This window comes from Pseudomonas nitroreducens (genome assembly GCF_014204515.1).
In the GTDB taxonomy this organism is placed as follows: domain Bacteria; phylum Pseudomonadota; class Gammaproteobacteria; order Pseudomonadales; family Pseudomonadaceae; genus Pseudomonas; species Pseudomonas nitritireducens_A.
Genome location: NZ_JACHLI010000007.1, coordinates 39,337 through 52,967, shown reverse-complemented (window position 1 = coordinate 52,967; position 13,631 = coordinate 39,337). Strand labels below are relative to the sequence as shown.

The 13,631-nt window shown below is 62.1% G+C and carries 11 protein-coding genes, 1 tRNA gene and 1 pseudogene; 2 read left to right on the top strand and 11 right to left on the bottom strand.

The window, feature by feature from the left end:
• Positions 1-117: 117 nt before the first annotated feature.
• The 5 genes and pseudogenes from HNP46_RS36185 to HNP46_RS11215 form a co-directional block, all read right to left on the bottom strand.
• The gene (locus HNP46_RS36185) at positions 118-822 is read right to left on the bottom strand and encodes a methyl-accepting chemotaxis protein (RefSeq protein WP_371318962.1); all 705 of its coding nucleotides are present in this window, start codon (positions 820-822) and stop codon (positions 118-120) included.
• A gap of 153 nt (positions 823-975) precedes the next feature.
• Positions 976-1,179 (bottom strand): annotated as a pseudogene (locus tag HNP46_RS36180) (HAMP domain-containing protein); the annotation flags it as partial.
• Between the two features lie 1,184 nt (positions 1,180-2,363).
• Complete coding sequence (ampE, locus tag HNP46_RS11225; protein ID WP_184588814.1) at positions 2,364-3,200, bottom strand: regulatory signaling modulator protein AmpE; 837 nt, start codon at positions 3,198-3,200, stop codon at positions 2,364-2,366.
• A complete protein-coding gene (gene ampD, locus HNP46_RS11220) occupies positions 3,197-3,775 on the bottom strand; it encodes a 1,6-anhydro-N-acetylmuramyl-L-alanine amidase AmpD (protein WP_184588812.1) in 579 nt (192 codons plus the stop codon). The genes ampE and ampD overlap by 4 nt, the downstream gene beginning before the upstream one ends.
• Before the next feature lie 75 nt (positions 3,776-3,850).
• Complete coding sequence (locus HNP46_RS11215) at positions 3,851-6,142, bottom strand: DUF1631 domain-containing protein (RefSeq protein WP_184588810.1); 2,292 nt, start codon at positions 6,140-6,142, stop codon at positions 3,851-3,853.
• A 278-nt stretch (positions 6,143-6,420) separates the two neighbouring features.
• Here HNP46_RS11215 and nadC point away from each other — a divergent pair, with 278 nt between their 5' ends.
• Both nadC and galE read left to right on the top strand, forming a co-directional pair.
• Entirely contained in the window at positions 6,421-7,269 is an 849-nt protein-coding gene (gene nadC / locus HNP46_RS11210) for a carboxylating nicotinate-nucleotide diphosphorylase (RefSeq protein ID WP_184588808.1), read from the top strand.
• Between the two features lie 116 nt (positions 7,270-7,385).
• Entirely contained in the window at positions 7,386-8,402 is a 1,017-nt protein-coding gene (gene galE, locus HNP46_RS11205; RefSeq protein WP_184588806.1) for a UDP-glucose 4-epimerase GalE, read from the top strand.
• A gap of 56 nt (positions 8,403-8,458) precedes the next feature.
• Here galE and HNP46_RS11200 read toward each other — a convergent pair.
• From HNP46_RS11200 to HNP46_RS11175, 6 genes are all read right to left on the bottom strand, one after another.
• Positions 8,459-8,534 (bottom strand) — tRNA-Thr (locus HNP46_RS11200).
• Positions 8,535-8,575: 41 nt separating this feature from the next.
• Positions 8,576-9,223, bottom strand: a complete 648-nt coding sequence (locus HNP46_RS11195) for a class I SAM-dependent methyltransferase (protein ID WP_184588804.1) — start codon at positions 9,221-9,223, stop codon at positions 8,576-8,578.
• 19 nt (positions 9,224-9,242) lie between these two features.
• Positions 9,243-9,569: a hypothetical protein gene (locus HNP46_RS11190; protein WP_184588802.1), complete on the bottom strand. Its 327-nt coding sequence runs from the start codon at positions 9,567-9,569 to the stop codon at positions 9,243-9,245.
• A 60-nt stretch (positions 9,570-9,629) separates the two neighbouring features.
• Positions 9,630-10,034 carry a pilin gene (locus HNP46_RS11185; RefSeq protein ID WP_184588800.1) on the bottom strand — a complete coding sequence of 135 codons (405 nt, stop codon included), beginning with the start codon at positions 10,032-10,034 and terminating at the stop codon, positions 9,630-9,632.
• A 154-nt stretch (positions 10,035-10,188) separates the two neighbouring features.
• Positions 10,189-10,665, bottom strand: a complete 477-nt coding sequence (locus tag HNP46_RS11180; RefSeq protein ID WP_409372429.1) for a pilin — start codon at positions 10,663-10,665, stop codon at positions 10,189-10,191.
• Positions 10,666-10,737: 72 nt separating this feature from the next.
• Positions 10,738-13,620: a hypothetical protein gene (locus tag HNP46_RS11175; RefSeq protein ID WP_184588798.1), complete on the bottom strand. Its 2,883-nt coding sequence runs from the start codon at positions 13,618-13,620 to the stop codon at positions 10,738-10,740.
• Positions 13,621-13,631 lie beyond the last annotated feature (11 nt).

Below are 13,631 nucleotides of genomic sequence, written 5' to 3'. Positions count from 1 at the left end.
CACCGACAAACCGACGCCCGTGAGATGGGGTGCATCCATGCGACCCACGGACATCGGCCTGCTGGCGAAACCCGATGACGGGACGGCCTGCGCAGGCCGCCCCCGAATCCATGACGATCAGACGCGGAACGCGCCGATCAGCCGCTTGAGCTCCACCACCTGCCCGGCCAGTTCGCGACTGGCGCGCTCGGTCTCGCTGGCGCCTTCGGAGGTGCGCTCGCCAGCCTGGTTGATCTCGACGATGTTCTGGTCGATGTCGTGGGCCACGGCGGTCTGCTGTTCGGCAGCGGCGGCAATCTGCTGGTTCTGGTCGACGATGGCGCCCACCGCGCTGAGGATGTTCTCCAGCGCCTGCTGCACCTGGGCCGACTGGCTGACGGTGCCGTCGGCGGTCTGGTGACTGCTGCCCATGGCCTTCACCGCGGCGCCGACGCCGTTCTGCAGGCGCGCGATCATCTGCTCGATCTCTTCGGTGGACTGCTGGGTGCGCTTGGCCAGGGTGCGCACCTCGTCGGCGACCACGGCGAAGCCCCTGCCCTGCTCGCCTGCTCGTGCAGCCTCGATGGCAGCATTGAGCGCCAGCAGGTTGGTCTGCTCGGCGATGCCCTTGATCACGTCCAGCACGCGGCTGATGGAAGCGCTGTCGGCGGCCAGTTGGTTGATCACTGCCACCGATTCATCGATCTCGCCGGCCAGGCGCTGGATGCTGCCCACCTGGGACTCCACCAGGGCGCGGCCGCTGGTGGTTTCCTGGTTCACATTGTGTGCGCTGCCCACTGCCACGGCGGCGCTGCGCGCCACTTCCTGGGCAGTCGCGGCCATCTGGTTCATCGCGGTGGCGACCTGCTCGATCTGGTTGCGCTGGCCAGCCACCGCCTGGTTGCTCTCGGCGGACACCGACTCCACGCGCACGGTCTGCCGCTCGACTTCGCTGACGGTGCGACCGACCTGCTCGATCAGGTCGTGGATCTTCGACACGGTCTGGTTGAACGCATCGCCCAGCTCGCCCAGTTCGTCGCGGCTCTGGGCCTGGAAGTTGACGGTCATGTCGCCGGCGGCAACGCGCTCCATCATCTTGCCCAGGCTCTTCAGCGTAGTGCGGGTCGAGACGTAGAAGCCGCCATAGAGGTAGACGATGGAGACGAACACCACCAGCAACGCCACCACCAGCAGCACCATCTGCCGCTGCTTGCTGGCCAGGCGCGCCTGCAGGGCGCCATCGACGAATTGCAGGACGTGGTCGTCCAGGCGGTAGGTCTGCTCCATCGCCTTGCTGACCTGCTCGTAGAAATCGAGCCACGGCGTGTCGAGGGTGTCGGCCATCACCACCTTATCCTCGAACAGCTTGCCCATCGCCTTGATGGTTTCGCGGCTGGCCTGGGCATCGGCGGACAGCTCGCTCTGCGCCGCGGCGCTGGCGCCCAGGGCATCCTGCAGCTTGAGGCCGTACTCGGCGTGGAGCTTCTCCAGCTCCTGCAGCAGGTCATCGAGCTTGCTGCTGGTGGAGGAATTGAGGAAGCCCTGGCCGAGCGCGCTGGCGCCCATGGTGCGGCCCTGGCTGAGGGTCTCGGTGACGTGCGGGGTGCCGGAGGTGATCAGCTCGGCGAGCTGACGCAGGTCGCGGGCGTCGTCCTGGCTCAGGCCGGCCTGGGACACCAGCAGCTTGTTGAACACCTGGACTTCGCTGAGCAGGCGCGCGGCCATGGCGGACTTGCTCTGCAGCGAACCCTCGGCGTCGACGCCCTTCAGGCTGGCCAGCAACTCGTCGCGCTTGGCGGTGAATTCGGCGATCTGTTCGGCATCGGCGGTCACCGGTTGCAGGCCGCCGATCTGTGCCTGCAGGTCCTTGTGCAACTGACCGATGCGCGAGTCGAGGCCGCCGGACTTGCTGGACTGGCCGAGCACGCCGTTGATCTGCAGCAGGTCGTTGTAGGCTTCGAGGTTGCGGCGGATCTTCAGCCCGTCGCCGATCAGTTGCAGGCTTTCCAGCTCGGCGCGGGTGCTGACGAACTGCCCGTAGGAATCGCGCACCAGGTAGAAGTTGGTGATGATCATCGGCAGGAAGAACAGCACGCTGATCAGGCTGAACTTCATGCCGAAGCTCAGACGGTTCATCAGCGCGATGGCCGGATAGAGCACGGTCCTCACAAAGACGTCTCCTGTTCCCGTTATTGTTATGTCGCTTGTCGGGGATGGTACGGCGCGCCCTGGATGGGTCGTCGCCGCGAGCGCTCAAGGTGACCGGCAGTGACTGCCACCCCGCGCTCAGGTCTGGATGTGTACCTGATATCGGCAGGGAGTTCTGTAACTTAAGGTTAAAATGCCATCACCGGACCGGCGGGCGCCGGCCCGATCCGGGCGTTTCAGAGCAGCAGGGTCCAGATGGCGAACACTGCATACCAGAGCACGGCGGAGCGCACCAGCAACTGCCACAAGGCATCCAGGCTGGCGACACCCTTGGCGCCCAGCCCGCCTTCGTTGAAGTCCTCGGCCACGTAACCGGCGCGCGCGAGCAGACGAGCGGCAGGCACGTCCCAGGCCAGCAAATCGTGCAGCAGCATGCGGGTGACCGCGACGAAGTTGCCCACCAGGGCAAAACTCAGCACCAGCGCCCGCGCCGGCAGCCAGTCGAAGGCGTGCCGCAACTGCGCCGCGCGTTCGCGCAGCGCCGGCTGGCGGCCCTGCTCCGCGGCAATCGCCAGCAGCCGGTAGGCCAGCGCGGCCACCGGGCCGAGCAGCGCGTACCAGAAGATCACCGCGAAGAACGCCTGGTAGGCCTGCCACACCAGCGTGCCCTGCACCTGGGCGAGGAGATCGTCGTCGCCCTCGGCCTGCACACCGAGGTCGCGCTCGGCCACGTGGTAGGCGCCCTGGGCATCCTCGCGGCGCCAGGCATCGCGGAACGGGCCGATGGCGCGCAGCACGTCGCCGCGGCCCAGGCTCCAGAGCACCACCAGCAACTGCACCGGCAGCGCCAGCAGGCCATAGGCGACCGGATCGAGAATGGTCAGCAGCAGCGCCAGCAACAACAGCGGCGGCAGCACGGCCACCAGCATGCCCAGCCAGGGCCGCTCGACCAGCGCCTTGATCCCGCCCACTGCATCCAGCCAGCCCAGCCACAGGCCGTCACGCTGTATCCGCGCCCGCCAGCCGGAGAACTTCTCGATCAGCAGGACCAGCAACAGCACCAGGAAACTCATGTCGACTCCTTCTTCGCGGCACGCTCGGCGCCGATATCTCCGAGGAAACGCGGCCAGTCGAACGACTCGCCAGGGTCGGTCTTGCGCTGCGGGGCGATGTCGCAGTGGCCCTGGATGCGCGCCGGGGTGATCGCCGGGTAGACCTTGCGCAGCTGCCGGGTCAGCTCGGCGAGCACCTCGTACTGGCGGTCGCTGTAGGGCTCGGTATCCGTCCCCTCCAGCTCGATGCCGATAGAGAAGTCGTTGCAGTTCTCGCGACCGTCGAAACTCGACACGCCGGCGTGCCACGCGCGCGAATTGCAGGAGACGAACTGGAACAGCGAGCCGTCGCGCTCGATCAGGAAATGCGCCGACACGGTCAGGCTGCAGATGCTGGCGAAGTACGGATGCTCGTCGGCGTCGAGGCGGTTCTGGAAGAACTCCTGCACCTTGCAGGTACCGAACTGGCCGGGCGGCAGGCTGATGTTGTGGATCACCAGCAACGACACCTGCTCGCCGTCGGGGCGGGCGTTGAAGTTCGGCGAGGGGCAGCGCTGGGCGTCGAGGCACCAGCCGGATTCGGGATCGATCTGCATGGAGGCTCCTTGGCAGAGCCCCACTCTAAAGCAGGCGGCGGGGGAAATGCACTCGCTGGCACGCGGCCAGCGGGCTCAGGCGTTCTTCAGGCGGCGCAGGTTGCCGATCACCGACTCCAGCGCACGATCGAACAGCAGGGCATCGTCGAGCAGGCGCACGGCGTTGCGGCGGAACTCCACGGCCAGGCCCATGCGGGTCTTCTCCAGCACCTTCATGCCAGTGCGGTTGACGAAGATGTAGCGACCGCTGGGACGGATCACCGCGGCCAGCTTGCAGCGCAGCTTGTGTTCTTCGTCTTCCTGGATCTCCACCCAGCTGCCGACACGCAGCTCGTCGACCTTGCGCAGGCAATCGTCGTCTTCGGCGAAGACTTCCTCGGGCTCCACGGTGCGGGCTTCTTCGGGCGTGGCCAGGACGATTTCCTCGACCACCGCGACCATGCCCGCCTGCGGCGCCTCCGGCATGACCGCTGCCGGCTCATCCAGCGGCTCGTCGAGCAGCGGCAGGTCATCGTCCGCATCGAGCAGCGGCGCTTCCTCGACCTGCTTGTAGCGCTGGAAGGCCTGCACGTGCAGCCCTTCCAGGCGGCTGAAGAATTCGCCGGTGGAGAACGGGTCGAAGGCGGCGGACGTCAGGCCGTCGCGCAGCGACTTGAGCAGTTGCGGGACCATTTCCAGCAGGCGCAGACGCGAATCCGGATCCTCGTGGGGCTCCACGCTCCAGATCAGGTCGTCCATGGTCGCCAGGGCGGCTTCCCACTCGGCGGAATGGGTACCGTGCTTCAGGCAGGTGAGCAGCAGCACCTTGCTCCAGGCTTCCTGCAGCAGGCGCACCACCACTTCGGGGAGCGTGCGGCCGAGCAGGCGCTGGTTGAGCACGCTCTCGACGTCCTGGCGGGCCAGTTCGGCGCGCGCGCGGCCCTCTTCGGCATCGCGGGTGCGCTGTTCCAGCAGGTCGCTGCGGCGGCGCTCGTCACCGGTGAAGGCAACGAACTCGTCGAGCATCTCGGAGAAGATCGCCGGGTCGTCGACGAAGTCGTTGAGCAGGCGCATCACCACCTGCTCGATCTTCTGGTACAGGTGGTCGCGCTGGCCGTCGGTCTGCTCGGCCCAGCCCAGGGCGGCGGAGGCGATCTCGTTGAGCAGGCGACGCGCCGGATGGCTGCCACGGCTGAAGAAGGTCTTGTCGAGAACCGCGACCTTGAGCATCGGGATCTGCATGCGGCCGATCAGGGCCTTGAGCGAATCCGGCAGGGTGCGGTCGTCGAGGATGAATTCGAAGAGCATCGAGACGAGGTTGATGACGTCCTCGTCGACCTGGCCGACCACGCGGGAGCGGCCGCTCTTGCTGCTGACGCGGGTCAGCAGGTGATCCAGGTGCTGGCGTACGTCGATCTCATCGATGGTCTGCGCCGGCAGGTGCGACTGCAGGTGCGAGAGCAGGCGCATCAGGTCGTTGCTGCTGATCGGCACCGCATCGGCCGGCATCGGGCGACTGGGTGCAGCGCCATCGCGAACCTGCGAGAGCAGCTCGCGCAGGGCAGCGAAGGCGGCCTGACTATCGGCGTCCATGTAATGAGCCGCGACGCCCGGTACGCCCGGCTCGGCGCCGGCGGACGGGGCCGCTGCCTGGCTGCTGGGAACGGTGCGTTGCGGCGGACGGCGCAGCGGCACCGACTTGAGCTCCGGCAGCACGCCCAGGGCGATCAGGCTCTGGTTGGCTTCCGCATAGAGGTGCTCGGCATCGGCCAGCACATACTTCTCGAAGAGCTTGAGGATGATCAGCTTGACCTTGATCTCCACGCCCAGGCCGCGGCAGGCCTCAAGGAAGGCCTCGCAGAGCTGGCGCGGACCGAGCGGGTTGCTCTTGTCCTCGACCTTCTTGCTGACCAGGGTATTGATGCGGGTGGTGAGGTGCGTGAGGGCGACACCGTCGCGGCTCATCACCTTGGCGACCATGGCGTCGAGGGCGACGGACTCTTCCAGCTCGTCGTTCTGCACCAGGGTCAGGTTGTCGTAGGAAACGCTGTCGAGGCTGGGGGCCTTGCCTATCTCGTACTGATTGAGATTGGCGAAGTTCTCGAAGACTTTCTGCAGGAAGCCACGCTCGATACCCTTGCGCTTGAGACGCAGGTCGCGCATGGCTTCGAAATAGGCGCTCTGTTCGGCGTTGTTGGCGGCACGGTCGGCCATCTCGAACAGGGTATCGTCGGCGTTGTCGAACAACGCCTGCATGGCATGGCGCAGCTGCACGGCCACTTTGTCGCGCACGGCAACGAGCCCCGCCGGCAAACGCCCGGAGAACGAGGTTTGCGACTGCTCGCTGGCCTGCTTGTTCAGCGGCACTACATTCGCGTCGTTCTGCATCGCAAGTCTCCTGCCGTCAGACCCATCTGGCGGCACCAACAGTCATCGAAGCGTCATCCGTAACGTCAAATTAGTGGCGTCAAAAAGCGGAAAGATTCAACGTCATTATAGGGAAGCTTCTTACGCAACCAAGAGACATTTCACGCATTCTTGAAGAAATTCACATAGCCGCAGGCACCGTCCGTCAGAGAAATCGCAGGAAAGCACAAAAAAACGCCGCCACTGCCCGCCACGCACCCTCCTCCGTATAATCGCGCCACTGCGAACAGGAGCCTTCCATGCCCAACCTCACCCTCGCCGAGCTGACCGGGGAAATCCAGGCCAACGTCCGCGCCGCACTGGCCGAAGACGTCGGCGGCGGCGACATCACCGCGCAACTGATCCCCGCCGAGCGCGACGCAACCGCCCGTATCATCACCCGCGAGAACGCCATCGTCGCCGGCAGCGCCTGGGTCGACGAAGTGTTCCGCCAGATCGATCCGCGCGTGCAGGTGAACTGGCAGGTCCGTGACGGCGAGCAGGTCAGCGCCGACCAGACGCTGTTCACCCTCGAAGGCCCGGCCCGCGCCCTGCTCACCGGCGAGCGCAGCGCGCTGAACTTCCTCCAGCTGCTGTCCGGCACGGCGACCCGCGCCCGTCACTACGTCGATCTGGTGCAAGGCACCGGCGTGAAGCTGCTCGACACCCGCAAGACCCTGCCCGGCCTGCGCCTGGCGCAGAAGTACGCGGTCACCTGCGGCGGCTGCCATAACCACCGTATCGGCCTGTTCGACGCCTTCCTGATCAAGGAAAACCATATCGCTGCCTGTGGCGGCATCGCCCAGGCGATCTCCGCGGCCCAGCGCATCGCCCCCGGCAAGCCGGTGGAGATCGAAGTGGAAGACCTGGACGAACTGCGCCAGGCCCTGGACGCCGGCGCCGACATCGTCATGCTCGATGAACTGAGCCTGGACGACATGCGCACCGCGGTCGCCCTCACCGCCGGCCGCGCCAAGCTGGAAGCCTCCGGCGGCATCACCGAGGCGACCCTGCGCACCATTGCCGAAACGGGCGTGGACTACATCTCCATCGGCACCCTGACCAAGGACATCAAGGCGCTCGACCTGTCCATGCGCCTGAGCCTGTAAGCAGCCACATCCGCCTGCAGACCTGCCGACAGGATCACGCGCGCCGATTCGTCCGCCTCTGACATACTCAGGTGCGGCCGAACCGGCGAACGAGCACAGGGAGCGCAGGCGCGAACATGACGAAACGGATTCTGTTGACCGGGGGCTGCGGCTATATTGGCTCCCACATCTGCCTGGAACTGATCGAGCAGGGCTTCCGCCCCATCGTCCTCGACAACCTGAGCAACAGCTCGGTCATTCCACTGCAGCGCATCGAACAACTGACTGGCCAGGCCATCCCCTTCGTGGAGGGCGATGTCCGCGACGAGGCCGTCCTCGATCGACTGCTGCGCGACTTCGACATCGACGCAGCCATCCACCTCGCCGGCCTGAAGTCCGTCGCCGAATCCGTCGCCGATCCCATCGCCTACTACCAGACCAACTTCGCCGGCACCGTGACCCTCTGCCAGGCCATGCAGCGCCACGGCGTGAAGCGCTTCATCTATAGCTCCTCCGCCACCGTCTACGGCATGGCGGCCGAAAGCCCGATCCGCGAAGACGCCCCCACGGGGCCGGCCAGCCCCTACGGCCAGTCCAAGTTGATGGCGGAGATCGCCCTGCGCGACATCGCCCGCGCCGATCCGCAGTGGAGCATGGCCATCCTGCGCTACTTCAACCCGGTCGGCGCCCACGCCAGCGGGCAGATCGGCGAGCACCCCAACGGCATCCCCAACAACCTGATGCCCTATGTGTCCCAGGTTGCCACCGGCAAACAGCCCTTCATCCGCGTATTCGGCAACGACTACCCGACCCCGGACGGCACCGGCGTGCGCGACTACCTGCACGTCAGCGACCTCGCCAGCGCCCACCTCGCCGCCCTGCGCTGGCTCGACGGCGACAACGGCGCGAAGACCTTCAACATCGGCACCGGCCGCGGCTACAGCGTGCTGGAAATCATCCGCGCGTACGAAAAGGCCTGCGGCCGCGAACTGCCTTTCCAGTTCCTCCCCCGCCGCGACGGCGACATCGCCAGCTACCACGCCGACCCGACCCTGGCCGGCGAACAACTGCGCTGGAGCGCCAGCCGCAACATCGAAGACATGTGCCGCGACGCCTGGAACTGGCAAAGCCAGAACCCTTCCGGCTACGCCTGACACCTTTTCTGCGCCCAACAAAAAGCCCCGCTACAAGCGGGGCTTTTTGGTGAAACTGGTGCCGGTAAGAGGAATCGAACCCCCGACCTTCTCATTACGAATGAGCTGCTCTACCGACTGAGCTACACCGGCTAATTTCGCGGGGCGGAAGTTAGCACCACGCCAAGGCCAAATCAATTCTGAGGAACGTATAGCGTCGTTTCCTTCAGCGCTTCCTGCACCGGGAGTACGCCCTGTAAATCACGCTGGATACGATCATCATCAACAGCAAAGCCGTATGCCACCACATGCAATCCGTAAAGGATATCGCGTGCGATCACAACACGACGAAAACCCACTGAGAATAATTCGCTCGCCAGAGAACTAGAAGTAAATGCGGTCTTATGTGCCATGAACAGGTTGCCCGCTTCCATGGAAGGCCGGTGCCCATACAAGATATCCAGAGCCGCAATAGGTCCTGCACTACAGTCGTACAACGGACTGTCGACACTGCCGCTCTCGACAATAGCCTGGGCGACCGAGAGGACGTCAGGGCACTTCAGAATCAGAGCACCCTCCGGCTTCAAGACACGAAGGAACTCGCTGAGCGCAGTTCGCACCTCGTGAGGATACAAGTGCTCGATATTGTGTGAAGAAAACACCGCATCGACCGAACAGTCTTCGACGAAATCCATATTCAGCATCGACGCGACGATATCCGGCTCCACACCCTCATCAATATCGAGACGAACCTCATGCCATTCGCCCGTTTGGAAAAGTGCAGGCAAATCTCCAAGACGGGAAGGACCACAGCCGACATGCAAAACCGATTGTATGGACACCAAGTACACTCACCGTTGTCTATTTGAGCTCACGCACTTTGGTCATTGCCAGCACAAGACCTTCAGTAGCCATCTTCACGAACGCCTCGGGATACCCCAGCTCCGTCAACTGCCAGCGGAAGGTATTGGCGAACATCGCCTGACGCATGAATCCAATCTTCGAGTTCACACGGTACTCGGAGGCTTTGGCGTAAAGTCCTTCGAGGATCTTAGTCACCTTATTGACGGATAGAACCTTGGAAGAACCATCAACCAGCTTGGGCGGCAAGGTTTTCGACAGCTCCTCTGCCAATCCGACAGCATATTCGCGCGCGCTTGCTCCGGTGAAGAATGCAATCAACCCCACGCCACTAACCTCTTTGAATATCTGATATCTCCGGAAACCAACGCATCCGGAATGGAAAGATCAGCCGCGGCAAGAAGCCGGCATAACTTCGGTCGGCGTACCGCTGCAGACCCATGTTAGCGTGCCAGCGGTCCATGTGGGCTGCAGGACCACTGTCACCGCACGCCCCACAGAAGTGGTGGCTGCAGATCCGGTCACCGTGACCACACCATTGGATGCAACAGTCGCACCGGTGACTCGCCCTACAGCCGTGAGTGTGCAGCCAGAGCCGTTGGCGGAACCGGCCAACTGCGACATCTCCGTAACACAGGTGCGAGCGCTGCCTGCCGCGAGCAACAATTCGCTCACCCGCGCCTTGACCACGTAATTCTGATACGAGGGAAGGGCAATCGCCGCCAGAATTCCGATGATGGCCACCACAATCATCAGCTCGATGAGCGTGAAACCTTTCTGAATCGTCTTCATGCGCACCTCTGCCAAAAAGCAAACAGGCGGCAAATTCGCCGCCTGTCGACCTAGATATCGGCACCGATCTCGGGAATCTGCCGGCGCTTCGATATCCATGGGTACATGCCACAAGGCCCACCTTCGTTGGAAGGTGAAAGCCAGTGGCCGACGATCAGCCGCGGCAGGAGCCCGGCATAACTTCGATCGGAGTACCGCTGCAGGCCCAGGTCACAGTGCCGTTGGTCCAGGTCGGAGCAAGGGTCACAGTTACCGCACGACCTACCGAGGTAGTTGCCGCGCTGCCAGTGACGGTAATGGTGCCGCCGGAGGCTACGGTGGCGCCCGTCACACGACCAGTCGCGGTGATGTTACAACCGGAAGCGTTCAGAGTACCTACCGATTGGGAAACTTCGGTCACGCAGGTACGAGCACTGCTCGCCGCCAGGATCAGTTCCGATACACGAGCTTTAACGGTGTAGTTCTGGTATGCCGGCAGAGCGATGGCCGCCAGAATGCCGATGATCGCTACGACGATCATCAATTCGATGAGGGTAAAGCCCTTCTGAAGCGATTTCATGCTTTTCTCCTTGGATTTTGCGGTATACGAAGGCCGCGCAATCTTTCGAAGCAAGTACGATGCCAGCTTCATAATTCACTCCTAACCTTGTGAAGCGTGTCAAACAACTTAGCGAAAGGTCGGACAGTGATCCAATCCAGATACTTACTGGTCGGTCAGGTAAAGCGTCCGCAAAACCAGCATAGCGTCCAGCCCGCTCCTCAACGGAATGGATACTCCTTGAGGGACTACCCGAGACTTGGAGGCCCGCAGGCGAGCATGCTTCTCCGCCAGCGTCATGGCGTAGCGTCGCCACTGATCATCCCGCGGCATGTCGAATACCCGCCTCGCGACGCCCAAACCTGGCACGGCAGCAAGGCGCAAACCTGCCTGAGAGGCCCTGAATGACCATTCCACCTCGGCCAGGCAAACCACATCCTCAGCACCTTCGTCCAGTTCGACTGCAGCAAATGCCGAGCGGCGCGCGACGATCAACCCACCTTCGAGTGCCTCGATGTCTTCCGAGTAGCGTTCACTCGAGTAGACACACAATTCATCCACACCGCCCCCAGAAGGCAGGATCAGCGCGCCACTAGGCGCACCTTCGTCCACCTCGAACCATAGCGGCGACAGCAGTTGGCGCGTGCCTGCAGGACCTACGACATCGAAGCGCTCCATCGCCAGAATGGCCTGGCGGTGAAAATCTGGAGACAAGATCGCCACATCCTCGTGCAGCAGCACAATGAGATCGCTACGCGCCTGGCCAAGCAACTGGCGATATGAAACAGCGCGAGAGACAGCCCTGCCGCGCAACAACTCGAAACTCTGCGGAGGCAGAATAGCTTTCAATCCCTGGCTGATTTCGGCGAACTTCGCATCGCTGTCGCAGTGCACCAGAACGGAAAGGAAGCCCTCTCCCGATCTCACCGTGGTATCGGGTTTCGCAGTCCGGGCACGGGCGACAGCCTGATAGACACGAAGCGACAGTGCGTATTTTTCGGCGTCCTCAGTAGGCGCAACAAAGCTGTCGATTCCATTCATAGCTTCGACATTAAGCCCCAGCAGTATCTGCAGCCGCGCGAGCGCGAGAGCCACCTGCGGATCGAGCGGCCTTTCCATCGACTGGCTGGCGGCGACCAGGCTGTCATAGCCTTGTTGCGGCCCCTCCTGGTGCTCGAGCACTCTCGCCAGTAGGACGTGCGCCTCCAGACATTTCGGATAACGATTAAGGCAATATCTGACAATTCTTGTCACCGCACCGTAATTGCCACTGCGATAAACGGTTGCTGCACGTTCAACCAGAACCGACTCGGGCAAAACCTCTCGCTCGACATCAGAAAAATCTACTTCCGAGTCACTCTCCAAGGCTACCAAGCAAGCAGCCTCGAATTGACTTGCATACAATTGACCATTGCCCAGCGGGGAGGCCAAGAGCTTGGTGCGCATACTCGCACGGATGTCCACCAGGCGCTGCGTGTCGGTTGCGAGTGCTACCGCCCGCTCGACATAGTCATCCAAATGATCCGCAATAAGGTCCTGCAACCCCACTTCGCGGAGCATCGAACTTCCCATGCGAGACAGCAGGATGTCGCCCTGCAGTGTCACCAGAGGCACCCCCATCCACAGCGCAAAAGCGCTTGTCGTGCCACCGTTGAATGGGAAAGTGTCGAGGATCAGGTCTATTTCTGCATAAGAGCTGAATAGCGCTGCCGGTTGGTCCGGCAACACTAGATCGACTCGCGCAAGCTCGATACCCGCACCCACCATACGAGAGGCAAAGTGCTCGCGGGAAGAATGATCCTGAAAGTTTATGGACTTGATAATCAAGCGGCTACAAGGCACTCGCTCGAGAATTTCTCGCCAACTGGCGAGCATGCTGACTGAGACTTTTCCAATATTGCCATAGCAGCCAAAGGTTACATAGCCCTTCTCCACCGATGGAGGCGGAGCGGGATCAGGAGTCGGCTCCAGAGGGTTAAAACACCAGAAAGTATTGGGCAGGCGCAGCAATCTCTCGGAATAAAACCCTTCGGTTCCCTCAGGCGCAGCATGCTTATCGACTACTTTATAATCGATCTGCGAAAGTCCGGTTGTGGGTGGATAGCCGAGCGCAGTCATCTGCACGCGTGCCAACCGGCGACGTAAGTATCCGGTGCGATTAACGGAAGTATGCCCAGCCAATTCAACAAGAATATCCAAATCATCATCGAGAACAATTTTCTCGAAGTCGGCGTCCATCAACCCTGGAATATGGCGAAAATAATCACAGCGCGACCTAATTAATTCAGTCTGCGCATCAACAGCGCCAGATTCATAGTACGCATATATCTCGAAGCGATCACGATCATGCCCCTCCAGCAACGGCCTGAAGAAATAACGAACCGAATGCTGACGCATATCTGGCGACAAATAACCAATCCTGATTCGCCCAGACCTTCTCTCTTCACCGTCACGCACCGGTGCCAGCCCAATATCTGGCAATGTATCAGCCCAGAAAGCATGCTCCGCATATAAATGCGCAGAGCTGACCGACTCTACCGAGCAGCTATTAAATAAATAATTCTCGGCAAATCGCGCGTCATCGAACTCTTTCAACCACGCAGAAAGGAAAAGCTCTCTCCCCTCTTCAGCCTCCCCCCAGCTCGTCTTGATCCGCGCCATTGCCGAGTCGATATAGCCCGCATCCGGCATCAGCTTGCGTGCATCCTGCAAAATCTCCAACGCCCGCGCACTTTCGTAGGATTCACTCAAGCTGGCTGCATAGTTGACCTGGGCTGGAACAAAGGTATCGTCCACGAGCGCGGCCTTTTCGAAGTAAAGCCGTGCTTCACCTTCACGCCCGAGGATCATCAAACTGGCAGCAAGGTCATTCATCGCTACAGGATTGTAGGGATCAATGGCAAGCACGGCTTCGAAAGCCTCGATGGCTTCCAGCACCTGCCCCTTGTCGCGATGAGCACCTGCTTTGGCAAGCAACTGCCCGACATCCGACACAGCGACAGCCGGCCTCTTCGCCGCAAACAACGTTTTAACCAACCCCCAGAACATGCAGCCCACTC